General features: G+C 71.0%; 26 protein-coding genes. 3 read left to right on the top strand and 23 right to left on the bottom strand.

The window, feature by feature from the left end:
* Window positions 1–55: 55 nt before the first annotated feature.
* On the bottom strand, window positions 56–892 hold the full coding sequence (tsf, locus tag GTY56_RS28580) for a translation elongation factor Ts (RefSeq protein WP_033313135.1): 837 nt from the start codon (window positions 890–892) through the stop codon (window positions 56–58).
* Window positions 893–1,069: 177 nt separating this feature from the next.
* Window positions 1,070–1,975: a 30S ribosomal protein S2 gene (gene rpsB / locus GTY56_RS28575; protein WP_161368199.1), complete on the bottom strand. Its 906-nt coding sequence runs from the start codon at window positions 1,973–1,975 to the stop codon at window positions 1,070–1,072.
* Between the two features lie 272 nt (window positions 1,976–2,247).
* Here rpsB and GTY56_RS28570 point away from each other — a divergent pair, with 272 nt between their 5' ends.
* The gene (locus GTY56_RS28570) at window positions 2,248–2,838 is read left to right on the top strand and encodes a M23 family metallopeptidase (protein ID WP_161368198.1); all 591 of its coding nucleotides are present in this window, start codon (window positions 2,248–2,250) and stop codon (window positions 2,836–2,838) included.
* 58 nt (window positions 2,839–2,896) lie between these two features.
* Here the strand turns inward: GTY56_RS28570 and GTY56_RS28565 are convergent, their stop codons facing one another.
* From GTY56_RS28565 to GTY56_RS28485, 17 genes are all read right to left on the bottom strand, one after another.
* The gene (locus GTY56_RS28565) at window positions 2,897–3,454 is read right to left on the bottom strand and encodes a TetR/AcrR family transcriptional regulator (RefSeq protein WP_107459265.1); all 558 of its coding nucleotides are present in this window, start codon (window positions 3,452–3,454) and stop codon (window positions 2,897–2,899) included.
* Between the two features lie 93 nt (window positions 3,455–3,547).
* A complete protein-coding gene (gene whiG / locus GTY56_RS28560) occupies window positions 3,548–4,390 on the bottom strand; it encodes an RNA polymerase sigma factor WhiG (protein WP_161368197.1) in 843 nt (280 codons plus the stop codon).
* 272 nt (window positions 4,391–4,662) lie between these two features.
* A complete protein-coding gene (gene dprA / locus GTY56_RS28555; RefSeq protein ID WP_161368196.1) occupies window positions 4,663–5,823 on the bottom strand; it encodes a DNA-processing protein DprA in 1,161 nt (386 codons plus the stop codon).
* On the bottom strand, window positions 5,820–7,445 hold the full coding sequence (locus tag GTY56_RS28550) for a YifB family Mg chelatase-like AAA ATPase (protein ID WP_161368195.1): 1,626 nt from the start codon (window positions 7,443–7,445) through the stop codon (window positions 5,820–5,822). Before GTY56_RS28550 ends, dprA begins: the two co-directional genes overlap by 4 nt.
* Window positions 7,446–7,847 (bottom strand): YraN family protein, encoded by a 402-nt coding sequence (locus GTY56_RS28545; RefSeq protein WP_161368194.1) that lies wholly within the window; start codon window positions 7,845–7,847, stop codon window positions 7,446–7,448.
* Window positions 7,848–7,905: 58 nt separating this feature from the next.
* Window positions 7,906–8,214, bottom strand: a complete 309-nt coding sequence (locus GTY56_RS28540; protein ID WP_161368193.1) for a DUF2469 domain-containing protein — start codon at window positions 8,212–8,214, stop codon at window positions 7,906–7,908.
* Between the two features lie 56 nt (window positions 8,215–8,270).
* Window positions 8,271–8,795 (bottom strand): NUDIX domain-containing protein, encoded by a 525-nt coding sequence (locus GTY56_RS28535; protein ID WP_161368192.1) that lies wholly within the window; start codon window positions 8,793–8,795, stop codon window positions 8,271–8,273.
* Window positions 8,785–9,564 (bottom strand): signal peptidase I, encoded by a 780-nt coding sequence (gene lepB / locus GTY56_RS28530; protein ID WP_161368191.1) that lies wholly within the window; start codon window positions 9,562–9,564, stop codon window positions 8,785–8,787. The genes GTY56_RS28535 and lepB (GTY56_RS28530) overlap by 11 nt, the downstream gene beginning before the upstream one ends.
* 51 nt (window positions 9,565–9,615) lie before the next feature.
* The gene (lepB, locus tag GTY56_RS28525) at window positions 9,616–10,578 is read right to left on the bottom strand and encodes a signal peptidase I (protein ID WP_161368190.1); all 963 of its coding nucleotides are present in this window, start codon (window positions 10,576–10,578) and stop codon (window positions 9,616–9,618) included.
* Window positions 10,466–11,557, bottom strand: coding sequence for a signal peptidase I (gene lepB / locus GTY56_RS28520; RefSeq protein ID WP_161368189.1), 1,092 nt, complete (start codon window positions 11,555–11,557; stop codon window positions 10,466–10,468). The genes lepB (GTY56_RS28525) and lepB (GTY56_RS28520) overlap by 113 nt, the downstream gene beginning before the upstream one ends.
* Complete coding sequence (gene lepB, locus GTY56_RS28515; protein ID WP_161368188.1) at window positions 11,550–12,275, bottom strand: signal peptidase I; 726 nt, start codon at window positions 12,273–12,275, stop codon at window positions 11,550–11,552. Before lepB (GTY56_RS28515) ends, lepB (GTY56_RS28520) begins: the two co-directional genes overlap by 8 nt.
* Window positions 12,276–12,320: 45 nt before the next feature.
* Window positions 12,321–12,671: a 50S ribosomal protein L19 gene (gene rplS, locus GTY56_RS28510; protein WP_003993262.1), complete on the bottom strand. Its 351-nt coding sequence runs from the start codon at window positions 12,669–12,671 to the stop codon at window positions 12,321–12,323.
* A gap of 134 nt (window positions 12,672–12,805) precedes the next feature.
* Window positions 12,806–13,639, bottom strand: coding sequence for a tRNA (guanosine(37)-N1)-methyltransferase TrmD (gene trmD, locus GTY56_RS28505; protein WP_161368187.1), 834 nt, complete (start codon window positions 13,637–13,639; stop codon window positions 12,806–12,808).
* Entirely contained in the window at window positions 13,639–14,181 is a 543-nt protein-coding gene (gene rimM, locus GTY56_RS28500) for a ribosome maturation factor RimM (protein WP_161368186.1), read from the bottom strand. Before rimM ends, trmD begins: the two co-directional genes overlap by 1 nt.
* Window positions 14,182–14,265: 84 nt before the next feature.
* Window positions 14,266–14,505 (bottom strand): RNA-binding protein, encoded by a 240-nt coding sequence (locus GTY56_RS28495; protein WP_003973401.1) that lies wholly within the window; start codon window positions 14,503–14,505, stop codon window positions 14,266–14,268.
* A gap of 2 nt (window positions 14,506–14,507) precedes the next feature.
* Window positions 14,508–14,927 (bottom strand): 30S ribosomal protein S16, encoded by a 420-nt coding sequence (gene rpsP, locus GTY56_RS28490; RefSeq protein WP_033313156.1) that lies wholly within the window; start codon window positions 14,925–14,927, stop codon window positions 14,508–14,510.
* A gap of 293 nt (window positions 14,928–15,220) precedes the next feature.
* Window positions 15,221–15,823, bottom strand: coding sequence for a hypothetical protein (locus GTY56_RS28485; protein ID WP_031107038.1), 603 nt, complete (start codon window positions 15,821–15,823; stop codon window positions 15,221–15,223).
* A gap of 631 nt (window positions 15,824–16,454) precedes the next feature.
* Between GTY56_RS28485 and GTY56_RS28480 the strand changes: the two genes are divergently transcribed.
* Complete coding sequence (locus tag GTY56_RS28480) at window positions 16,455–17,309, top strand: class I SAM-dependent methyltransferase (protein WP_161368185.1); 855 nt, start codon at window positions 16,455–16,457, stop codon at window positions 17,307–17,309.
* 136 nt (window positions 17,310–17,445) lie between these two features.
* Window positions 17,446–18,048 (top strand): hypothetical protein, encoded by a 603-nt coding sequence (locus GTY56_RS28475; RefSeq protein ID WP_161368184.1) that lies wholly within the window; start codon window positions 17,446–17,448, stop codon window positions 18,046–18,048.
* Between the two features lie 79 nt (window positions 18,049–18,127).
* Here GTY56_RS28475 and ffh read toward each other — a convergent pair whose 3' ends face one another.
* From ffh to GTY56_RS28455, 4 genes are all read right to left on the bottom strand, one after another.
* A complete protein-coding gene (gene ffh, locus GTY56_RS28470; RefSeq protein WP_161368183.1) occupies window positions 18,128–19,678 on the bottom strand; it encodes a signal recognition particle protein in 1,551 nt (516 codons plus the stop codon).
* Window positions 19,679–19,759: 81 nt separating this feature from the next.
* Window positions 19,760–22,225, bottom strand: coding sequence for a [protein-PII] uridylyltransferase (locus tag GTY56_RS28465; protein WP_161368182.1), 2,466 nt, complete (start codon window positions 22,223–22,225; stop codon window positions 19,760–19,762).
* A gap of 36 nt (window positions 22,226–22,261) precedes the next feature.
* Entirely contained in the window at window positions 22,262–22,600 is a 339-nt protein-coding gene (locus tag GTY56_RS28460; protein ID WP_030231663.1) for a P-II family nitrogen regulator, read from the bottom strand.
* Complete coding sequence (locus GTY56_RS28455) at window positions 22,597–23,937, bottom strand: ammonium transporter (RefSeq protein WP_161368181.1); 1,341 nt, start codon at window positions 23,935–23,937, stop codon at window positions 22,597–22,599. The genes GTY56_RS28460 and GTY56_RS28455 overlap by 4 nt, the downstream gene beginning before the upstream one ends.
* Window positions 23,938–24,031 lie beyond the last annotated feature (94 nt).

The raw sequence follows: 24,031 nt of genomic DNA, 5'->3' as shown, positions 1-24,031 counted from the left end.
ACGCGGACGACTGCTGTCGACCCTATAGGGGTCGGGCGTCGAGCGCGGTACGGACTCAGATGCCGACCTTGATGCGCGTGAAGCGCTTCAGGGTGACACCGGCCTCGTCCAGGATCTTCTGGACGGACTTCTTGTTGTCGAGCGCGTACGGCTGGCCGAGCAGCGTGGCGTCCTTGAAGAAGCCGTTGAGGCGCCCCTCGACGATCTTCGGCAGGGCGGCCTCGGGCTTGCCCTCGGCGCGGGTGGTCTCCTCGGCGACACGGCGCTCGGACTCGACGACCTCGGCCGGCACGTCCTCCTTGGAGAGGTACTTCGGCGCGAAGGCGGCGATGTGCTGGGCGACACCCTTGGCGATCTCCGCGTTCGGCTTGTCCAGCTCCACGAGGACACCGATCTGCGGGGGCAGGTCGGGCATCGTGCGGTGCATGTACGCCGTCACGTAGCCGTCGGCGAACTGCGCGAAACGGTCCAGGACGATCTTCTCGCCCAGGTTGGCGTTGGCCTCGTCGACGAACGCCTGGACGGTCTTGCCGGCCTCGATCTCGGAGGCGAGCAGGGCCTCCAGGTCGGCCGGGGAGGTCTTGGCGACGTGCTCGGCGATGGTGTTGGCCACGGCCTGGAACTTCTCGCCCTTGGCGACGAAGTCCGTCTCGCACTTCAGCTCGACGATGACACCGGAGGAGTTGTCGTCGGCGATGATCGAGACGACGGCACCGTTCTCGGCGGAACGGCCCTCGCGCTTGGCGACGCCCTTCTGGCCCTTGATGCGGAGCGCCTCGACGGCCTTCTCGACGTTGCCCTCGGCCTCGTCCAGCGCCTTCTTGCAGTCCATCATGCCGGCGCCCGTGAGCTCACGGAGCTTCTTGACGTCGGCGGCGGTGTAGTTCGCCATGAGTCTGTGAATCTCTCTCGAAGTCTGGAAGATCGAAGATCTGCGGTGCGCTCCCCATGGAGCCGGGGAGTCCTGTCCTGCCGCTGACCTACGGGTGAACGGCGGGAGCGGACTTCACACCGCGCCGAAGGCGCTGGTGATGCAGTACCGCTCCCGCCGTCAACTCGGACTGACGGGTCAGGCCTGCTCGGCCTCGGCCGGCTTCTCGCCCTCGGCCGGCTTCTCGGCCTCGGCGGCGGGGGCCTCGGCCGGCTTCTCGGCCTCGGCGGCCGGAGCGGCCTCGGCGGCGGGGGCGGCCTCGTCGGCCTTCTTCTCGCCCTCGAGCAGGTCGCGCTCCCACTCGGCGAGCGGCTCGCCGGCGGCCTTCTCGCCCTTGCCCTCGGTGGCGACACCGCTGCGGGCGATGAGGCCCTCGGCGACGGCGTCGGCGATGACGCGGGTGAGCAGGGTGACGGAGCGGATCGCGTCGTCGTTGCCCGGGATCTTGTAGTCGACCTCGTCGGGGTCGCAGTTGGTGTCGAGGATCGCGACGACCGGGATGTTCAGCTTCCGGGCCTCACCAACGGCGATGTGCTCCTTCTTGGTGTCCACGATCCAGACGGCGCTGGGCACCTTCTGCATCTCGCGGATACCGCCGAGGGTCTTCTCCAGCTTGGCCTTCTCGCGCGAGAGCACGAGAAGCTCCTTCTTGGTCAGACCGGACGCGGCAACGTCCTCGAAGTCGATCTGCTCGAGCTCCTTGAGGCGCTGCAGACGCTTGTAGACGGTCGAGAAGTTGGTGAGCATGCCGCCCAGCCAGCGCTGGTTGACGTAAGGCATGCCGACGCGGGTGGCCTGCTCGGCGATGGCCTCCTGCGCCTGCTTCTTCGTGCCGACGAACATGACCGTGCCGCCGTGGGCGACGGTCTCCTTGACGAACTCGTAGGCGCGGTCGATGTACGACAGCGACTGGAGCAGGTCGATGATGTAGATGCCGTTGCGCTCCGTGAAGATGAAGCGCTTCATCTTCGGGTTCCAACGACGGGTCTGGTGACCGAAGTGGACGCCGCTCTCCAGCAGCTCCCGCATCGTGACGACGGCCATGGCCGTATCTCCTTGAATTTCTCGGTTGTGCCGCGGATGCCGGACGGCTTCCGCGCCTGACGCCCACTGCGCGCCGTTCCACGAGGGACCGAGGGGCGCTGATACGGGCCCGTTGCGGGGTTCGTATCGGGGCGTGCGAAGTCGACCCGATGGCTCGGGTCGCCACCAGAAGTGTACGGGACCCGCGGGGTGCCGGGTGACGCCGTTGTCCACAACCGCGCAGCCGCCCACAGCCGTGAGCGGCGGCACCCGCACTCCGGGACGCTTTCCGCATGCGAGCGAACCGATGTGTGCGCGTCTGCGCACGCCTGATCCTGCTGCTGATCGTCACGGCGACGGCCCTGCTGGCCCCACCCCCACCGCTGTTCGCGGCGGGCGCCCCTCCCGCGGAGGCCGACGTGCCGGCGACGGCCCGCACCTGGCCCGTCGGCCTGCGCCCCCGGGTCCTGCGGGGCTGGGAGCCCCCGGCGACGCCCTACGGGCCGGGCCACCGGGGCGTGGACCTGGCGGCGCACGCGGGCACACCGGTTCGAGCGGTGACCGCGGGCCGGGTCTCCTTCGCGGGCCGGGTGGCCGGCAAGCAAGTCGTCTCGGTGGACCTCACGGGAACGGGCGATCCGCCCTTGCGCACGACGTACGAACCGGTGACGGCGGCGGTCGAGAAGGGCGAGGAGGTGGAACCGGGTGAGGTGATCGGCACGGTGGACGCGAGCGGCTCGCACTGCTCGGCGGCCCCGTGCGTCCACTGGGGGCTGCGCCGCGGCGACGTGTACCTGAACCCGCTGTCACTGCTGCCGCCGTGGCTCCTGCACCGGGGGCCGTCACGGCTGCTTCCGGTGCCGGGCACCGCGCCGCCCCGCTGAGGGCACCCGCTCAGGTTTCGGCCCTGTAAGCCCCGAAACCCCGCCCGGCCCGGCCCCGTCAGCCCCGCACACCCCGCAGAGCCATGGAGACCGCCGCATCGACGATGGCGGCCGGCTCCTCCGCCGCGCCCAGCTCGATCCTGCGCACGGCCGCGTCCACGACCCCCTGCAACAGCATCGCCGCCAGCCGGGGCTGGGCGTGCCCCAGCTCGCCCAGAGCCTCGACGATCATCGCGACCAGCCCGCCGTGCGCCGCCCGGATCTTCTCCCGCGCCCCGGCGTCGAGCTCACTGGCGGAGATCGCCACCACGGCCCGGTGCCGCCGGTCCCCGACCAGCTCCAGCTGCCGGCGCACATACGCCTCGACCTTGGCCTCGGCCGTCTCCGCCCGCTCCATCGCCGCCGACACGTCCGCCGCCCAGACCGGGAAGTCGACCTCGCACAGCTCCTCGACCACGGCCGCCCGCGACCGGAAGTACTCATAGACGGACGACCGCGCGAGGCCCGTCCGCTCGGCGAGGGCCGGGAAGGTCAGTGCCTCCGTACCGCCCTCGGACAACAAGGAACGAGCCGCGTCCAGCAGGGCGGCTCGCTGCATCGACCGGTGCTCGGCCACGGAGGCCGCTCGAATCCTTGGCACGTCAACACTCTACGGACGCGCCCCGCCGTTCGGGAGTGGCTGACGCCGACCTGAGGGCATCCGGCCTGGTCAGCGGCCGAAGCTCGCCAGCTTCGCTCTCAGTTGCAGCACCGACTTGGTGTGGATCTGGCTGACCCGGCTCTCGGTCACACCCAGCACGTTCCCGATCTCGGCCAGGGTGAGTCCCTCGTAGTAGTACAGCGTGACCACGGTCTTCTCCCGGTCCTGCAGCGTGTTGATCGCCCTGGCCAGGAACCTCCTCAGCTCCCGGTCCTCGGCGACCTCGACGGGGTTGTCGGCGGCGGTGTCCTCCAGCGTGTCCATCACGCTGAGCCCGTCGCCGCCCTCACCGCTCCCGTGCAGCAGCTCCTCCAGGGCCACCACGTTGGCCAGCGACAACTGACTGAACACCGCGTGGAGTTCCTCGACGGCGATGCCCATCTCACAGGCCACCTCGCCCTCGCTCGGGGTCCGCCGCAGCCGCGCCTCCAGCGTGGCGTACGCCCGCTCCACGTTGCGCGCCTTCTGGCGCACCGAGCGGGGGATCCAGTCCAGTGCCCGGAGTTCGTCGATCATCGCGCCGCGGATCCGGGTGATCGCGTACGTCTCGAACTTGATCTCGCGGTCGATGTCGAACTTCTCGATCGCGTCGATCAGTCCGAACACCCCGGACGAGACGAAGTCCGCCTGCTCGACGTTGGACGGCAGGCCCACACTGACCCGTCCCGCGACGTACTTCACGAGGGGCGAGTAGTGCAGGATCAGCTGCTCCCGCAGCCGCTCGTCCCCCGTCGCCTTGTACGACCGCCACAGCTCGTCGAGCGTCGAGGGAGCGGGCGGCCGCACGCTGCCACCGTCACGGGCGGCTGGGGGGATGGCCGCCCGGTCGGACCCGGAGGTGTGCTGGGGCATTCGTCGCCTTGTGCCGTTCTGCTGCGGAGTGGTGCTGCTGAGGTGAGCTGTCTGTCTGATGTCGAGTTGCCTGTCCGTGTCGGGATCCTCGTGAGCGTAGCGTGACTGCGGCGTCGCGGTGCGCGAAGGAAGGAGGCCGAGACGGACGTGGAAACGTTCCCGAGGACGTCCCGCGAGGGCCTCGCGACGGCCCGGTGTGATCACCCGAAGGCCTCAACTGGGCGCATTTCCAAGGGGTGTAGGGGTTCCCCCGGACGGCCGAACAGCCACGGTCAACCCGGCCCGCGACCGCCGCGGACCGACATCACCGCCTGGCGTGTCAACTTCCAGCCGTCGCCGTGTCGTTCGACGTAACCGAGTGCTCGGAGTTCGTACAGTCTCGCGATCGCGTCGTCCTGGGCGGTCTGTGCGGAGCGGGCGATCTCCTCCGGCCGGGCCGCCCCGCGCCCGGGCAGTGCGGCGAGCACCTGCCGGGCGGCCGGTTCCAGCAGGTCCCGGGGCAGGACGGGGCCGCGCCGGTCGGGGGCCAGTTCTCCCATGTCACCGACCAGTTCGACGACGTCCGCGACGTCGGTGACCAGGACGGCCTCTCCGCGCAGCAGATCGTGCACTCCGGCGGAGAGCCCGCTGGTGGCGGGGCCCGGCACGCCCATCGTGTGCCGGCCGAGGCGCTGTGCCGCCCGCGCGGTGACCAGGGACCCGCTGCGGTGGGCGGCCTCGACGACGACCGTGCCGCGGGTGAGCGCGGCGATCACCCTGTTGCGCAGGATGAACCGGCTCGGTGTCGGATGATCGCCGGGCGGCAACTCGCCGATCACCAGTCCCTGTTCGGCGATCCTGCTGATCAGCCGGGTGTGGCCGCGCGGGTAGGGCCGGTCGACGCCGCAGGCGAGGACGGCGACGGTGGCGCCGCCGGCTCCGAGCGCTCCGCGGTGGGCGGCGCCGTCGACTCCGTAGGCGCCGCCGGACACCACGACCCAGCCCTGCTCGGCGAGGCCGGCGGCGAGGGTCGCGGCCATGTGGGCCCCGTACTCGGTGCAGGCCCGGGCGCCGACCACGGCGACCGATCTCAACGCCCACATCCGCAGACCGGGCCGCCCGCGCACCCACAGCCCCAGGGGCCGGGCATCCCCGAGATCGTCGAGCTGCCCCGGCCACTCCGCGTCCCCGGGCGACACGAACCGCACTCCGGCGTCCCGGGCGGCCTCCAGGTCCCGGCGCGGCCGGGCTGCCCGCGCCCTGGCCACCAGCCCGGCCCACCGCGTCCCGCTCGCACCCGGCAGAGGGGCCCCGCCCTGCCCGAGCCGCCGCACCACTTCCGCGACACCGAGCTCCCGCACCCACCGCCCGCCGGTCTCGTCGCCGGGCTCGATGACCCGGGTGAGCAGGACCCGGGCGAGCAGCTCGCCGCCGGGTTCGCCGTCGACGCTCATGTCAGCGCCCCGATGGCCATGGGGACGCCTCGCGGCACTCCGGTGCGCAGCTGGAGCGCGAGGGCGACGTCCGTGGCGTCGGGCCGGTCGTGGCCGACCAGGTCGGCGACGGTCCAGGCGACCCGCAGGACACGATCGAGACCGCGGGCGGTCAGGACGCCCCGCTCCAGGTTCCGCTCGGCCTCGTCCATCGCGCCGGGCACGGCGTACCAGCGGCTGCGCAGCTCACGGCCGGGCACCTCGCTGTTCGTGCACCAGGGGGTGCCGGCGAGGCGGTCCGAGGCCCGTTCGCGGGCCGCTCTCACCCGGTCGGCGACCGTCGCGGACGACTCACCCCTGGCGCCGGATGCGGTCAGCTGGGTTCGGGTGACGCGGTCCACCTCGACCCGCAGGTCGACCCGGTCCAGCAGCGGGCCTGAGAGCCTGGCCTGGTAGCGGCGGACGGCCGAGGGCGGGCACTCGCACAGGTCGTCGCGCTGCGAGAACCGGCCGCACGGGCAGGGGTTGGCCGCGAGCACCATGAGGAACTTCGCCGGGAAGCGCACGACTCCCGCACTGCGCGCGATCACGACATGCCCCGCCTCCAGGGGCTGCCGCAGCGCGTCCAGGGCCTGGCTGCTGAATTCCGGCGTCTCGTCCAGGAACAGCACCCCGCGATGGGACAGGGACACCGCGCCGGGCCGCGCGATGCCCGGTCCTCCGCCGACGAGTGCCTGCATGGTGGCCGAGTGGTGCGGGGCGCAGTAGGGCGCGACGTCGATCAGCGGCTTGCCCGGGGGCAACAGACCCGCCACCGAGTGGACCGCGGTGACCTCCAGCGACTCCTGCCGGCCGAGCCGGGGCAGGATGGCCGGCAGCCGCTCGGCGAGCATCGTCTTGCCGGCGCCTGGCGGTCCTTCGAGGAAGAGGTGGTGCCCGCCGGCCGCGGCCACCTCCACCGCCGTGCGCGCCGAGGTCTGTCCGACGACGTCCGCAAGGTCATGGCCGTGGTCGTGCTGGGCCGCGCCGACGCCGTGCATGCCCGTGGCCGCGCCGGTCCCCGGCATGCGCAGCCCGGCGAGCAGGGGGTCCGGGCGGCCCTGCTCGTCCGGTTCCTCCTCGGGCACCGGTTCGTCGGCCAGGACGGCGATCAGCTGCCGCAGGCTGCGGACGCCCAGCACCGACACGCCGGTCACGAGGGACGCCTCGGCGGCGGCGCACTCCGGCACCACCACCTGCTCGTACCCCGCACCGGCCGCGGCGAGGACCGCCGGCAGCACTCCCCGGACCGGCCGGACCCGGCCGTCCAGCCCGAGTTCGCCGATCATCACGATGTCGGCGAGGACTCGCGGGTCGATGCGCTCCGCCGCACCGAGGACCGCCGCCGCGACGGCCAGGTCGAAGCCGCTGCCGGACTTCGGCACCGAGGCCGGGCTCAGGCCGACGGTGAGCTTCTTCTGCGGCCACGCCGCGCCCGAGTTGACGACCGCGGCGCGCACTCGGTCCCGGCTCTCCGTGAGGCTCTTGTCGGGCAGTCCCACCAGCGTGAACGCCGCGACGCCGGGTTCCAGATCGGCCTGGACCTCGACGACCACGCCCTCGACGCCCACCAGCGCCACCGAACACGTACGGGCGAATGCCATTCAGGCCACCCCCCGCACATGCTCGACCAGGGCGGCGCCGCGGGCCGGCAGCAGGACCCCCACCACGTCGATGCGGACTCCCCCGGGCGGGGCGCCTCCATGTGTCTGGATCCACCGCTCGGCCAGATCCCGCAGCCGCCCCGCCTTCTGCGGCGTCACGGCCGCCATCGGATGCTCGAAGGGGCCCTCCCGGCGGGTCTTCACCTCGCAGACGACCAGGACGTCCCCGTCCCTGGCCACGATGTCGATCTCGCCGGTGCGGCCGGAGCGCCAGTTGCGCTCCAGAACCGTCAGACCGGCCTCGGTCAGCCGCCGCGCGGCCAGACCCTCCCCGTACTTGCCCATGGCGCTGCGTGCCAGATGTGCGGTCATGTCGGCACCACCTCCGGTGCCAACGATCACGCAGCCACGACCAAGGAGTTGATCTTGGTGGGTTACTCAGCGGTTGTGGACAACCCCGTCACCCGCTCGGCATCTCCAGGTCGCTCTTGTTCAGCTCCTCGATGTTCACGTCCTTGAACGTGAGGACCCGGACCTGCTTCACGAAGCGGGCCGGCCGATACATGTCCCAGACCCAGGCATCCGCCATGGACACCTCGAAGAACACCTCACCCTGGACCGAGTGCACCTGCATCTCGTAATCATTGGTCAGGTAGAAGCGCCGCTCGGTCTCGATCACGTATTTGAACAGACCGACGACATCGCGGTACTCCCGGTAGAGCTTCAGCTCCATCTCGGTCTCGTACTTCTCGAGGTCCTCGGCGCTCATGGCATGTTCCCCTTCAGCCGTGCGATCCCCCCATTGTGCGCCAGACCCGTGAGCCCCTAGACGATTTCCGGGTCAAGGATCACAGGCCTGGCCGGGGGACCTTCGTCGAGCAGCGTGCGCAGCAGCCCGGCGAGTCTGGTCGGATACACCGTCTCATGTGCCCGGCTCAGTTCCGGACACGTCCACCAGCGCGCTCCGGCGACACTGCGCCGTTCCAGCTCGGTCAGTCCGGTGGCGGCCACCGTCGTACGGTCCGTGCGGGCCAGGAAGTACCACTCGTCCTGGTCCCAGCGGCGTCCGGCGAACGGAAAGGAGCACCTCCGCCGCCACAGCACCGGCCCGAGCTCGACCTCGGTGATGCCCGTCTCCTCGGCGAGTTCCCGCAGGGCGGCCTGTTCACGGGTCTCGTCGCCCTCCACCCCGCCGCCGGGGGTGAACCACCAGTCGTCGGCCGGATCGTCCGGCTCATGGCCGTGCAGCAGCAGGATGCGGTCCCGGGGGTCGAGCAGCACGACCCGGGCGACCTTGCGCAACCCGCCCTCGTAGGTGTCCCGGCCCGTCCCCACGGCCTCAGCGGGCACCTGCGGGCTCCGCTTCCCCCCGGCGGGCCCGGGCGGTCCCGGCGCGCTTGGCGATGTGCCCGTAGGCGCCGCCGCCCAGGACGAGCACGGCGCCGGCGATCACGAGGAGCGTGATCGTCCGCAGCGGACCGGGCGAGGAGAGCGCGCCGAGCGGCTCGAAGCCGGCGGGGCGCTCCAGCATGCCCTTCATCGGCCACACGACGGAGTCGACACGGGCGTCCACGGCAGAGCGCGCCACCGTGCCGCTGGCGGCGTCGGTCAGGTGGGCCGTGGAGTCCACGGAATTGCCGCGCTCGTCGCCGAGCAGGAAGAGCCGGCCCTTGGGGACGGTCACGGTCGGGAAGTTGCTCATCTCGGCCGGAGTGCCCTGGGGCAGGTACGTTTCGTCGATCTCCTTGCCGTTGACCTTCAGCCTGCCGTCCTGGCAGCAGGAGACCGTGTCGCCGCCGACGGCGACCACGCGCTTGACCATGGGCGCGTTGGCCCAGGTCGCGTCCTTGAAGACCACGACGTCACCGCGGCGCACCTCGCCGCCGTCGACGCGCTGCGCCAGGATCCGGTCGCCCGCGTCGATCGTCGGTGTCATCGAACTGGTGGGGACGGTGTACGGCCGGTAGACCACCGCGCCCCAGGCGAACCCGCCCAGGAACAGCACGAGGCCCAGTGCGACGGCCAGCCCGGACAGTCGCTGTCCGGTCCGGCTGCCCACCGGGCCCGTCCCTGAGCCGCCGCTGCGCGGGGCCGTGTGCGTCGTGCTCTCGCCACCCATGGGTCCGCACCCTACCCGGGGGTACCGGCCGCGGTCAGCCCATGGTCGGGATCACTGCTTCCGGCGACGCCAGAGCACCACCGGCACCACGCCGAGGAGCGCGATCCCCTGCGGTGCGACCGGCAGGCCCGCCGCGTTCGGCTGGGCGCTGAGGCCGGACTGGTCGAAGGTGTCCGGCACCGGCAGGGTGTCCCAGCGGTTGATCGGCCAGGCGACGACGACGGCGCGTCCGACGACCTCCTTCACCGGGACCATGCCGTGGTGCTTGTCGGCCTGCTGGTAGCGGGAGTCCCGCGAGTTCTGCCGGTGGTCGCCCATGACCCAGATGAAGCCCTTGGGGACCTTCACCTTGAACTGGCCGCCCTGGTCGTCGACGCTGCACGGCGTGTTGCCCGCGTAGACGTACGACCGCTCGTCCAGCGCCTTGCCGTTGACCGTGAGCGGGCCGGTGCCCTTGCACTCGACGGTGTCGCCGCCGACGCCGATGACGCGCTTGATGAGGTCCTTCTCCTCCGAGGACGGCATGAGGCCGATCCAGCTGAGGAAGGTCTGCAGGGCGTTCGGGTCCGTGGTCGGCTCGCCCGCCAGCCACTTGTCCGGGTCGTGGAAGACGACGACCTCGCCGCGCTCGGGCTCGGAGCCGAACCAGGGGGTGAGTTTGTCGACCAGGACGCGGTCGCCCTGCTGGAGGGTGTTCTGCATCGAGTCGGAGGGGATGGAGAACGCCTGCACCAGGAAGGTCTTGATCAGCAGCGCCAGTACCAGCGCGATACCGATCAGGATGGGCAGCTCCTTCCAGAAGGAGCGCGGCTTCTTCGGTGTCCGGGCCGGTCCGCCCGGCCCCTGGTCCTCGGCTGTCGTGTGTTCGCCCGTCACCCTGCCGTCCTCGGCTGCCCCGGAGTCACTCCCGGAGGTCACGGCGCTGTCCGCGGCCGGAACGGCGGATTCCGCGGGGCGTCCGCGGTGCTCCTCGCCGTCGTGTCCGGACCGTGCGCCAACCGCCACATCCCCCACGCCAACTCCTCACTGTGTGCCGCCGCCTGCCCCATACGCGGCGCAGGCCCACCACTCCCATAACGAGCGGGAGTTCCGCAGGGGTCGGGAGCTGGATCGTTCCGTTCGAATCGTAGGAGGCAACCCTATGCGACAGTTCGGGAGCAGCGGTCGACCCGGTGGCCGAGTCGGACACGGAGGCATACGTGTTCGGTTCCTCCAGCATGTTCCAGTGCCCGAAAGGCCAGGCGATGACCATGGCGCGGCCCACCACCTCGTCCTCGGAGACGGTGCCCCCGTAGTCGGTGTCCTGGTGGGCGCGGGAGTCCGCGGAGTTGTTGCGGTGGTCGCCCATCACCCACAGCCGCCCCTGGGGGACGGTGATGTCGAACGGCGTGTCGGACGGCGCGATGCCGGGATACAGGTAGTCCTCGATCAGCGGGACGCCGTTCACGGTCACGCGCCCCTGCGTGTCGCAGCATCTGACGCGGTCACCGCCGACGCCGACGACCCGTTTGATGAGGTCCTTCTCGTTCTCGGACGGCAGCAGGCCGATGAAGGTGAGCCCTTCCTTGACCTGTTTGATGACGACGGGGTCCGACTTCTGTGTGGTGGGCTGCTCGTCCTGGAGCCAGCCTCCGGGGTCCTTGAAGACGACGACGTCCCCGCGCTGCGGCTTCGAGCCGAACCACGGGGTGAGCTTGTCGACCAGGACGCGGTCGCCGATCTGGATCGTCTGTTCCATGGAGCCGGACGGGATGACGAACGCCTGTACGAGGAACGTCTTCAGTACGAGCGCTATCAGGACGGCGACGCCCACGAGGAGCGGTATCTCCTTCACGGCACCGCGCCTGCGGCGCCGTTTCACCTTGCGCTGGAGCTTGCGCCGCTCGGCGCGCGTCCGGCCACTGGAGGCGCCGGCGGCGCGCCGGGCGCCGGTGGGAAGCAGGTTCTCCGCGGGGCTGGCGGGGACGCCGCGCGGTTTGCCGCGGTTACCCATGGGCGCCCGCCCTTCCGGCGGCGGGCACGCGCGCGTAGGCGTCGGGGCGGTGCAGCCGGGTGGCGTGGCGGAAGGGCCAGACGATCCAGTCGGCGCGTCCGACGACGTCGCCGACGGGGATCATGCCGCCGCCGGGCGAGCCGAGGTGGTCGCGGGAGTCGCTGGAGTCGCTGCGGTGGTCGCCGAGGACGAAGAGGGTGCCGCCGGGCACGACGACGTCGAAGGGCACCGTGGACGGGCTGTCGCCGGGATACAGGAAGCCCGACTCGTCGACCGGCCGGCCGTTCACCTGGATCCTCCCCTCCCTGTCGCAGCAGACCACGCGGTCTCCCCCGACACCGACAACGCGCTTGATGTAGTCCGCTTGCCCGAAGTACCCGGTCCCGTCGAACACGACGATGTCTCCCCGCTGCGGCACAGCATCGAAACGGTACGCCAACTTATTTACGAGAACCCGGTCCCCGATCCTCAATCCCTGCTCCATGGATCCGCTGGGGATCTGGAACGGGCGCAGCACGAAGGTACTGAGCAGCAGCAGGAACAGCAGGCAGACGAGCAGGGTGAGGGTGATCCGGCCGCCCGGGACCCAGGAGCCGATACCCGACACCAACGCGAAACGCGACCGGTCCTCCGACCCTGCGGCCTCCGAGGTCGTTTCCTCGGATGCGGAAGGGCGGGAGGAGCGGTCGCGCTCCGTCGGCTGTGCTTCGGTGTCCATCGGAGCCAGATGCTATCCGGCCCCGGTGTGAACCCCGGAGAGCGCTCAGCTCTCGCGCTTCTCCTTGATCTTCGCGGCCTTGCCGCGCAGCTCGCGCAGGTAGTACAGCTTGGCGCGACGGACGTCACCCTTGGTGACGAGCTCGATCTTCTCCACGATCGGGGTGTGCACCGGGAAGGTGCGCTCGACGCCGACGGAGAAGGAGACCTTGCGGACCGTGAAGGTCTCGCGCACGCCGGAGCCCTGGCGGCGGATCACAACGCCCTTGAACTGCTGCACACGGGAGCGGTTGCCCTCGATGACGCGGACGTGGACGTTGACGGTGTCGCCCGGGCGGAAGGCGGGGACGTCGCTGCGCAGCGACGCGGAGTCGACGGTGTCGAGCAGGTGAGACATGAGTCTGCTTTCCTCGCTGATGCCACAGGTCATCAACGGAAACTAGGTGTTTCGGATCAGGGGTGTGCGGGTCGGGGCGGACGTCGTCTCCCCCTGTGGCAGGGGCGCACGCCGGACGGACGCACAACAGCTGGCTATTCTTCCACGCCGTCGGTCCTGCGCCAAAATCGGCCGTACGGCTCCCCCGCCGGATCCGGCTCCCAGCCGAGGATGGAGAGCATCTCGCGGTCCTTCTTGTCGAAGGCCTTGGGGTCGCACCGCTCGATGAGGTCGGGCCGGTGGGCGGTCGTGCGCTTCAGGGCCTCGTCGCGGCGCCAGCGGGCGATCTTGCCGTGGTGGCCGCTGAGCAGCACGTCGGGGATGTCCCGGCCGCGCCACTCGGGGGGCTTGGTGTAGACGGGCCCCTCCAGCAGGCTCGCCATCGCGCCGGGCGCGAAGGAGTCGTCCCGGTGGGACTCGGCGTTGCCCAGGACCCCGGGCAGCAGCCGAGCCACGGCCTCCGTGACGACGAGGACGGCCGCCTCGCCGCCGGCCAGGACGTAGTCGCCGATGGACACCTCGTAGACCGGCATCCGTGTCGCGTACTCGTCGACGACACGGCGGTCGATGCCCTCGTAGCGGGCCGGGGTGAAGATCAGCCAGGGGCGCTCGGAGAGCTGGACGGCCAGTTCCTGGGTGAAGGGGCGGCCGCTGGGCGTGGGCACGATGAGGGCGGGCGCCCGGGAGCCGGTCTCGTAGCCGTCGGCCAGCACGGAGTCCAGCGCGTCCCCCCACGGCCCGGTCTTCATGACCATGCCGGGGCCACCGCCGTACGGGGTGTCGTCGACGGTGTTGTGGCGGTCGTAGGTCCAGGAGCGCAGGTCGTGGACGTGCACGTCGAGCTGTCCACGCGCGCGTGCCTTGCCGACGAGGGAGACGTTCAGCGGTTCCAGGTACTCGGGAAAGATCGTGACGACGTCGAGGCGCATTACGACTCGTCCCGGCTGGAGGCGATCTCCGCGCGGTCGTCGATCAGTCCCGGCGGCGGGGTGATGACGGCCTTCTGCTCCTCCAGGTCGATCTCCCTGACGATCTTCTCGACGAAGGGGATCATCACCTCGCTGCCGTCGGGGCGCTCCACGATGAACAGGTCCTGGGTGGGCAGGTGCGAGATCTCCGTGATCCGGCCGACCTCGGTGCCGTCGGCGGTGACCACGTCGAGGTCGATGAGCTGGTGGTCGTAGTACTCGTCCTCGCCCTCGGGCAGTTCCTCCGGGTCGACCTCGGCGATCAGGAGGGTGTTACGCAGGGCCTCGGCGCCGCTGCGGTCGCTGACGCCCTCGAAGCGCAGCAGGAGGCGGCCGCTGTGGACGCGGCCCGTCTCGATGGTGAGCGGTCCCGCGGAGGCGGGATCCGTGGTGAGTACGGCGCCCGGGCCGAGCCTCAGCTCCGGCTCGTCGGTCCGCACCTCGACGGTGACCTCACCCTTGATGCCATGGGCACGGCCGATCCGTGCGACTACCAGCTGCACGTGTCCAATCTCCTGTCATACGACTGCGGGCCGGGGACGGCCCTGTGGCCGTCCCCGGCCCGAGCCGGTGCTGCTGCGAAAGCGTCAGCGGACGTGGTCCACGTCGACGAGGTCGACGCGGACGCCGCGACCGCCGATGGCGCCCACGACGGTACGCAGGGCGCGTGCGGTGCGGCCGTTGCGGCCGATCACCTTGCCGAGGTCGTCCGGGTGGACCCGGACCTCGAGCACACGGCCGCGGCGCAGGTTGCGCGAGGCGACCTGCACATCGTCAGGGTTGTCGACGATGCCCTTCACGAGGTGCTCGAGAGCCTCCTCGAGCATGCTCAGGCCTCGGTCGAAGCGGACTCGGCGGCGGCCTCGTCCTTCTTCTCAGCCTTCTTCTTCTGGGTGATGGCCTCACCCTTGCCCTCGTCCTCGCCGCCGATGGCCTCGAAGGACGGACGCGCGGCCTTCTCCGGCTGCGTCAGCAGCGGAGCCGGGGCGGGCTCGCCCTTGAACTTCTGCCAGTCGCCGGTCTTCTTGAGGATGGCCATCACGGGCTCGGTCGGCTGCGCGCCGACACCGAGCCAGTACGCCACACGCTCGGCGTCGACCTCGATCACCGACGGGTTGTACGTCGGGTGGTACTTGCCGATCTCCTCGATGGCCCGGCCGTCACGGCGGGTACGGGAGTCGGCGACGACGATGCGGTAGTGAGGCGAACGGATCTTGCCCAGACGCTTCAGCTTGATCTTGACTGCCACGGGAGTGGGTTCTCCTGGTTTTGACGTGGTTGGGCACGGCGGAAATGCCGCGTGGGGTTGCGGTACCCGAGTGCCCGATGGACGCGTCAGCCGGAGGCGAGAGGGTTCCTGTGCGGCTGTCGAGTACAGCTAGCCATTGTGCCACACCCTGGAGGTCGCTCCGGGCCGGGGGCCTGCGCCGGTGTGCGGGCACACCGAGGGCGCACCCGGCGTGAAGGTGGGGCACGACGGGTGCGCGACACGGTCCGAGCCCTGCGCCGACGACCGGCAGCCACGAGATGCCGGTGGGGGCGTCAGCTCGCTACCGCTCCCACGACGTCCGGGATCCGGAACGGCTTGCCGCAGCCGCCGCAGACGATCGGGGCCTGCGCGAGGACCGACGGGACGACCCGGACGTTGCGACCGCAGTCGCAGACCGCCTTGACGCGGACGCCACCGCCGGAGGAGCCGTGCCGGGCGGCCGGGCCCCGGAAGGTGCGGGAGGTGTCGGAGGAGGTGGCCGCGGTGTGGGCCTTCAGGGCGCGCTGGAGCCGCTCCATCGTCGGCCGGTAGCGGCGTTTGGCCTCGGGGGTGAGCGTGACCAGGGAGAAGCCGCTGCTGGGATGCGGTTCCTCGGGGTGGTCCAGGCCCAGCTCCTCGGCGATCGCGAGGAATCTGCGGTTGTGGTAGCGGCCGGCACGGGAGGTGTCGCGGACGCCGCGCGAGGCGGCGATGCCATGGACTGCCTCATGGAGCAGTCGCTCGAAGGAGAGCTCGTGACCGCACGCGGACGACGACTCCCCGATCAGGGACTCTGGCGCGGCAAGGTCGGGCAGCTCGGGGTGGTACCGCTGAATGTCGGCCCACGCCTGTGCCAGCTCTGCGGCGAGAACAGGTGGTGTCTGTGTCGTGCTCACGTAATGACAACGAGCCGGGGTGCCTCAGTGTTCCGATTCCGGGCCATCCCAAATAATTTGCACGTACCCGTCAGTTGCCTCTGATGCGTCCTGACGAGGGCGGGTGCGCTGATCTGTGGAGAAGGCTCGCAGCTCACCACAAGGTGGTGCGTAGCCCCGCGTACGCCCCGGCGCGTAGGCCAACCGCACGCGCCGGGGTAGCAGAGGTCCGCGGACACGCAAGAGGCGTTTCGGCCGCCCGGAGTCCTGCTCGGTAAGCGCGTGCGACGACCGCGACGTTACCGGGCGCGTCATCGGCGTCCGGCACCGACCCGTCCTCGGCGACCAGACACCGTACGGTCGCGGCGACTCGGCCTCCCGGCGAGGTACGGCTCGGGGATCAGCAGCGGGGCGGGAAATCGTCCGCGGGGAGTGAGCGGGCGCCTCGGCCATGACGGGACGACACCGGCCCAGGTTGCCGGAATGTGAAATCTCGCCATAGGCACATGACAACTCACAAGCCCTGCCGCATTCCACTGGACGACAGGTCGAGGGGGGAGTTTCCTGGCATACGGGGGTAGTGCGAGCGCACTGTCACGGGGGCCATGGAATCGGGCAAGAGGCAACTCTCGGCGGATTGGGGCGCTTTCTTATGACACCTACGCTCGTGCGGCAGCACCTGCCTCACGCGGGGGCCGCACCCCGCGTGGACCTGCGTGCACGCGCGCGTGACTGGTCCGAGATCCAGGAGCGGATGCTCGTACCGCTCTATGAGGCCGTCTACGAGCGACTGGAAGTGGGTCCTGCCACGCGGCTGCTCGGCCTCGGCTGCGGTTCCGGACTCTCCCTGCTGATGGCTGCCGCCCGGGGAGCGGCGGTCACCGGTGTCGACGCTTCCCCCGAAAGAATGGCCCTGGCACGGGAACGGCTGCTGCCCGGGACGCCCGGTGCGCGGACGGCTCCGGAGGCCCGGCTGGTCGACGGCACGCCCCGGGACACCGCGGTGCCGGGCGCCCCCGGGTACACCCTGGTGACCGCCTTCGAGCCGATCGGCTGCCTGGCGGGCGACTCGGAGGGGCTGGGCGGGCTGCTCGCGGAGGCGACGCCGCTCACCCAGCGCGGTGCGGCCGTGGTGCTGGCCGGCTGGGGTCCGCCGGAGCGCTGCGCCACGGCGTCCGTGATGCGGGTGGCCACGAAGCTGGCTGAGCCGCTGCGCACCTCGGGCAGCTGGCGTCCCGCCCGCCGTGACGACCTGGAGGACGTCGCCCAGCGGGCCGGACTCAGGCCGGACGGTTCGGGGCGGGTGGCGTGCCCCTTCGGCTACGCCGATGTGGACAGCGCGGTGCGCGGCCTGAAGTCGACGGGACTGTTCGACGCGGCGATGACGGCGACGGACCAGGTGCAGGTGGACAAGGAGCTGGCCGAGGCCCTGCATCCGCACCGGCGTCAGGACGGCACGGTGTGGATGCCGAACGTGTTCCGGTACCTGATCGCCCGGACACCCTGACGAAGGCGTTTCCGATGCAGGTGTGAATGGTGTGAAGAAAGCACCATGGTGTGCTTCTGGTTTCACCGAGTGGATCATGAACGCCTAGTGTGATCCACCGCTCGGGGGACCTACACATCTGCATACAGGAGTTGCTGTGCCGCACCACCAGACCGCGCTGCGCCTCGTCGCGCCCGTCGCCGTCCTCGCTCTGACGCTCACCGCCTGCGGGGGCGGCGACGACACCGCCGACGCGAAGAGCACGGGCACCGGCCGGGCCAAGGCCTCGCCGTCGCCGGAGCCCGCCTCCGGCGGCGAGATGGGGACCGGCGAGAGCGCCACGGGCAAGGTCGCGGAAGACCCGGGCGAGGTCACCTACGAGGTCCTGGCGCAGAAGGTGGAGGTGGGGACCGAGGCCGAGGCGGCGAAGGCCGTCTCCGAGCCGGACAAGGTCAAGGGCAAGGCGCTGGCCGTGGCGTACGTGAAGTACACGCACAAGAGCGGGCCCGCCCTCACCGAGGGCTCCGACGTGCACGACGGCACCACGGTCTTCGCCGACGGGCAGCGCGGCACCGTCCTCATCGGCGCCTCGGAGGACGCGGCGGGCTGCGAGGACCCGTACGACGTCGAGAGCTGGAAGCAGGGCGAGAGCCATGTCTTCTGCGAGACGTACGTGGTCCCGGCGAACGCCAAGAGCGTCGAGGTGCACTGGTCCGAGGAGGACGGCGAGCCGTTCATCTGGAAGTTCCCGAACGGCTGACCCGCTGGCCAACAGCACACCGCTGAGGGCGCCCCCCTCTGAACAAGGGGGGCGCCCTCAGTGCGGTTCGGGCCGGACGTCAGCCCATGAACTTCTTGAACTCGTCGGGGAGTTCGAAGTCCTTGCCGCCCTGCTGCGGCAGTCCGAAGGCGCTGCCGCCCTCGGCCGCGGCGGCCCGGCGGGCGGCCTCCTCCTGCTCCTGCTGCTTGCGCTTCATCGGGTTGCCGGAGCGCTGCTTGCCCTTGGCCTGCTTCTGCTTCTTCTTCGTCCGGCCGGGGCCGCCACCCATGCCCGGCATCCCCGGCATCCCGGGCATGCCGCCGCCCTGGGCCATCCGGGACATCATCTTGCGGGCCTCGAAGAACCGCTCGACCAGGTTCTTGACCGCGCTGACCTCGACACCGGAGCCCTTGGCGATACGGGCGCGGCGCGAGCCGTTGATGATCGTCGGCTCCTGGCGCTCGGCCGGAGTCATCGACTTGATGATGGCGGCCGTGCGGTCGACGTCCCGCTCGTCGAGGTTGTTGATCTGGTCCTTCATCTGGCCCATGCCCGGCAGCATGCCGAGCAGCTTGGAGATGGAGCCCATCTTGCGGACCTGCTCCATCTGGGCCAGGAAGTCGTCCAGGGTGAAGTCCTGGCCCTTCTTGGACGCCAGCTTGGAGGCCATCTTCTCGGCCTCTTCCTGGCTGAACGTCTTCTCCGCCTGCTCGATCAGGGTGAGCAGGTCACCCATGTCGAGGATGCGGGAGGCCATCCGGTCAGGGTGGAAGGCGTCGAAGTCGTCGAGCTTCTCGCCGTTGGAGGCGAACATGATCGGCTTGCCGGTGATCTGCCGGATCGACAGGGCCGCACCACCGCGGGCGTCACCGTCGAGCTTGGAGAGCACCACGCCGTCGAAGCCGACGCCGTCGCGGAAGGCCTCGGCCGTGTTGACGGCGTCCTGGCCGATCATCGCGTCGACGACGAACAGGATCTCGTCCGGGGAGACGGCATCGCGGATGTCCGCGGCCTGCTGCATCATCTCCTGGTCGATGCCGAGACGGCCGGCGGTGTCCACGATCACGATGTCGTGGACCTTGGACTTGGCGTGCTCGATGGAGTCCTTGGCGACCTTGACCGGGTCACCGACGCCGTTGCCCGGCTCGGGGGCGTAGACCGCGACACCGGCGCGCTCGGCGACGACGCTGAGCTGGTTCACGGCGTTGGGGCGCTGGAGGTCACAGGCGACCAGCAGCGGCGAGTGGCCCTGCTCCTTGAGCCAGCGGCCGAGCTTGCCCGCGAGGGTGGTCTTACCGGCACCCTGAAGACCCGCCAGCATGATCACGGTGGGGGGCTGCTTGGCGAAGCGCAGACGCCGGGTCTCGCCGCCGAGGATGGTGACCAGTTCCTCGTTGACGATCTTGAGGACCTGCTGGGCGGGGTTCAGCGCCTTGCTGACCTCGGCACCGAGAGCACGCTCCTTGACGTTCTTGATGAACGTCCGGACGACAGGAAGCGCGACGTCCGCTTCGAGGAGCGCGATCCGGATCTCGCGCGCCGTGGCGTCGATGTCCGCCTCGGAGAGCCGTCCCTTGCCGCGCAGGTTCTTGAAGGTCGCTGAGAGGCGATCGGAAAGAGTATCGAACACGGCGCTCGCGGTCCTCGGGGTCGGTGGCTACAGGGAATCGCCCTCCAGGGTATCCCGGCGTGACGAGTCGCCGGGTCGGCCTCACCCCCGCAGTGTCTCCTCCAGCTTCCGCGCCACCGAAGCCGCCTCGTCCCCGGGCAGGGGCGCGCCCTCCGGGCCGGTCACGTAGAAGGCGTCGACGGCGTTGGCGCCCAGCGTCGAGACGTGCGCGCTGCGCACCCGTACGCTCGCGTCCTCCAGGGCGCGGCCGATGCGGAACAGCAGGCCCGGCGCGTCCTGCGAGCGAACCTCGATCACCGTGGCCAGCCGGGAGGCGGCCGGGTGGACCGAGACCCGGGCCGCGGGGGCGACCACGCCCCGGCGGCGCGGATAGGCCGCGTCCCGTTCGGCGAGGCGGCCGGCGATGTCCAGGGAGCCGTCCAGGGCCCGGACCAGGTCCGAGCGCAGCCGGGCGGCCTGCGGCAGCGAGCCGTACTCGGCGGCGACCCGCCAGTCCAGCAGCAGGACGGACCCGTCGACGCCGTCCGGGAGGTGCAGGGAGCGCAGCTCGGCGGTGCGTACGGTCAGCCGGTGCATGGCGAGGACACCGGCCACCGCGGGCAGCACCCCGGGCTGGTCGGGGACGGCGATGAGCAGTTCCACGCCGAGCGGCTCGGGGTCGCCGGACGGCTCCTGCCCCGCGGGCGGCTCGGTCTGGGCGCGCAGGGCGAGCACGGGGCTGCCGGTGGCGGCCGCCTCCAGGGCGAGCCGCTCCTGCTCGGCGGTGGGCGCGGCCTCCTCCGGGTCGTCCGGGACGTCTCCGGCGAGCACGGCCGCGACCCGTTGGACCAGGTCGGCGACGAGCGAGCCGCGCCAGGACGACCAGGCGGCCGGGCCGGTGGCGAGCGCGTCGGCCTCAGTGAGCGCGTGCAGCAGCTCCAGGGTGCCCTGGGAGCCGACGGCCTCGGCGACGGAGCGCACGGTGGCCGGGTCCTCCAGGTCACGCCGGGTGGCGGTGTCGATGAGCAGCAGGTGGTGCCGTACGAGGGTGGCGATGACGGTCACGTCGTGGCGGTCGAAGCCGATGCGGGCGGCCACGTCCTTGGCGATGATCTCGCCGGCCACGGAGTGGTCCCCGGGCCAGCCCTTGCCGATGTCGTGCAGCAGCGCGGCGACCAGCAGCAGGTCGGGGCGGCTGACCCGGCGGGTGAACTCGGAGGCGCGCACCGCCGTCTCGATCAGGTGCCGGTCGACGGTCCACAGGTGTACGGCGTTGCGCTGCGGGCGGCAGCGCACCCGCTCCCAGTCGGGCAGCAGCCGGGTGATCAGACCCTCGGCCTCCAGCGCCTCCCACACCTCGATGGTCGGGCGGCCGGAGCCGAGCAGGGTGACGAGCTGTTCGCGGGCCTCGGCGGGCCAGGGCGTGGGCACCGGGCGCACGGTGGCCGCCAGGCGCCGCACGGCGTGCAGGGAGAGCGGGAGACCGGCCTGCGCGGCTGCGGCGGCCGCGCGCAGCGGCAGCACGGGGTCGCGCTCCGGACGCGCGGTGCGGGCGAGCACCACCTCGCCGTCCTGCTCCACCACGCCCTCGGCCAGCGGGGACCGCTCGGCGGTCGGTTTCCCGCCGCCCAGAGCACGCCCGCCGCCCAGCATGGCGCGCAGCCGGGGCCGCACGGCGCGCGAGCGCAGGACGCGTCCCACCTCGCGCCAGGTGACGTCACTGGCGTACGAGACGAGCCGGGCCGCCTCGTACACCTGCCGCAGCAGCGTGTCCGCGTCGAGCAGGCCGAGCTCGGCGGCCACCTGGTCCTGTTCCTGGAGGGCGAGCCGGTCGGTGGCGCGCCCGGTGGCCAGGTGCAGGGCGTCGCGGACGTCGAGGAGCCGGCGCCGGGCGTCGGCGAGGCCCTCGCGCGGGGCGTCGGCGAGCCAGGAGGCGGCGACGGCCCGCAGGGCGGTGGCGTCCCGCAGCCCGCCCCGGGCCTCCTTCAGATCGGGCTCCAGCAGGTACTGCAGCTCACCCTGGCGCTCGGCGCGCTCGGCGCACAGCTCCTGGAGTTCGGGCAGGCGCTTGGGCGCCTGGTTGCGCCAGTCGGCCAGGACGGCCGTGCGCAGCGATGCGGTGAGGCCGAGGTCGCCGGCGATGTGCCGGGCGTCCAGCAGGCCGAGCTGCACCTTGAGGTCCTCGCCGGCGGTCTTGCGGGCCTCGGCGGGTGTGCGGACGGAGTGGTCGAGGTCCAGACCCAGGTCCCACACCGGATACCAGAGCCGGTCGGCGAGGGCGGCGACCGCCTTGGTGTCACTGCCGTCGTGCAGCAGGAGCAGGTCGAGGTCGCTGCGCGGGGACAGCTCACCGCGCCCGTAGCCGCCGACGGCGACCAGTGAGGCCCCGCGCAGTCCCTCGGCGCCCGCCGCGAACAGGCCGGTCAGCCAGTCGTCGGTCAGTTCGGCCAGGGCCGCACGGCGCGGCGGCCCGGACCGCGTCTCCTCGGTGAGGAGACGCAGCCGGGCCGCCGCGTAGCCGCTGGGTCCCGAGTCCTCTGCTTCCTTCTGCACGTCCGTACCCGTCACCCGGCGACTCCTGTTCCGTTTTTCTGCTCGGGGCCTTCAGAGCGCGTCGGGACCGCGCTCGCCGGTCCTGACCCGTACGGCCGTCTCGACCGGGATCGACCAGACCTTGCCGTCACCGATCTTGCCGGTGCGGGCCGCCTTGACCACCACGTCGATCAGCTGCTCGGCGTCGTCGTCCTCGACCAGGACCTCGATGCGGATCTTGGGGACCAGGTCGACGGTGTACTCGGCACCGCGGTAGACCTCGGTGTGGCCCCTCTGACGACCGTAGCCGCTGGCCTCGGTGACCGTCAGGCCGTGTACTCCGAAGGCCTGCAGGGCCTCCTTGATCTCGTCGAGCCGGTGCGGCTTCACGACGGCGGTGATGAGCTTCATGCGTCCACCTTCTTGCTCGCGGCAGCGGCCACCGGGGCCGTGGCGGCGGTCTTGGCGGCACCGCCACCGGCGCCGCTGAAGTCGTATGCGGTCTCGGCGTGCTCGGCCTGGTCGATGCCGGCGACCTCGTCGTCCTCGGTGACCCGCATCCCGATCGTCTTGTCGAGGAGGAAGGCGAGGACCGCGGAGGCCACCAGGGAGTAGGCGAGGACACCGAAGACACCGGCGCACTGCTTCCAGAACTGGTCCAGACCGCCGCCGTAGAACAGGCCCGCGACGTCGGACTGGCCCTTGCCGGTGGCGAAGAAGCCGATGAGCAGGGAGCCGAGAATGCCGCCGACCAGGTGGACGCCGACCACGTCGAGGGAGTCGTCGTAGCCGAACTTGTACTTCAGCCCGACGGCCATGGCGCACAGCACGCCGGCGATGGCCCCGACCGCGATGGCGCCGAGCGGGGAGATCGCGCCGCCGGCCGGGGTGATGGCGACCAGGCCAGCGACCGCGCCGGAGGCGGCTCCGAGGGTGGTGAAGGCGCCGTGGCGGATCTTCTCGTAGGCGAGCCAGCCGAGGACGGCGGCGGCGGTGGCGACCTGCGTGTTGACGAACATCAGCGCGCCCACGCCGTCGTCGTTGCCGAGCCAGGAGCCGGCGTTGAAGCCGAACCAGCCGAACCACAGCAGACCGGCGCCGAGCATGACCAGCGGCAGGCTGTGCGGGCGCATCGGGTCCTTCTTGAAGCCGACGCGCTTGCCGATGACGAGGATGACGCCGAGCGCCGCGGCACCCGCGTTGATGTGCACCGCCGTACCACCGGCGAAGTCGATGACGCCCAGTTCGAAGGCCCAGCCGCCGGCGCCCCAGACCCAGTGCGCGACCGGGAAGTAGACGACCGTGGCCCACAGGGCGATGAACAGCGCCCAGGCGCTGAACTTCACGCGGTCCGCGAGGGCGCCGCTGATCAGGGCGGGGGTGATGATCGCGAACATCAGCTGGAAGACCAGGAACACGAACACCGGGATGGTGTATCCGGGCCACAGCTCCGTCAGGCCGATGTTGCTGAGGCCGACCCAGTCGGAGTTCCAGCCGATGAGGCTGCCGGAGTCGGTGCCGAACGCCATGGAGAAGCCGTACAGCACCCACAGGATGGTGACGATCCCGAGGCTGATGAAACTCATCATCAGCATGTTCAGGGTGCTCTTGACGCGGACCATGCCTCCGTAGAAGAAGGCCAGACCCGGCGTCATGAGCATCACCAGGGCGGAACAGATGAGCATGAACCCTGTGTTCGCAGCAGAGAGCTTGGGCGCTTCTGCGGCAAGGGTGATGGCTGGTGCCATCGGCGTCTCCTCGTCATTGGTACGGCCCCGTGCGGGCGAAGCCTCGAGCGGAATGAGGGGTGGGCCGGTTATGCGCCACGAGATTGGCGCAGCG

Origin of the sequence: Streptomyces sp. SID5643, from assembly GCF_009872555.1 — a bacterium.
Classification (GTDB): Bacteria; Actinomycetota; Actinomycetes; order Streptomycetales; family Streptomycetaceae; genus Streptomyces; species Streptomyces iakyrus.
The sequence above is the reverse complement of the archived record's forward strand: the minus strand, read 5'-3'. Positions and strand labels throughout refer to the sequence as shown.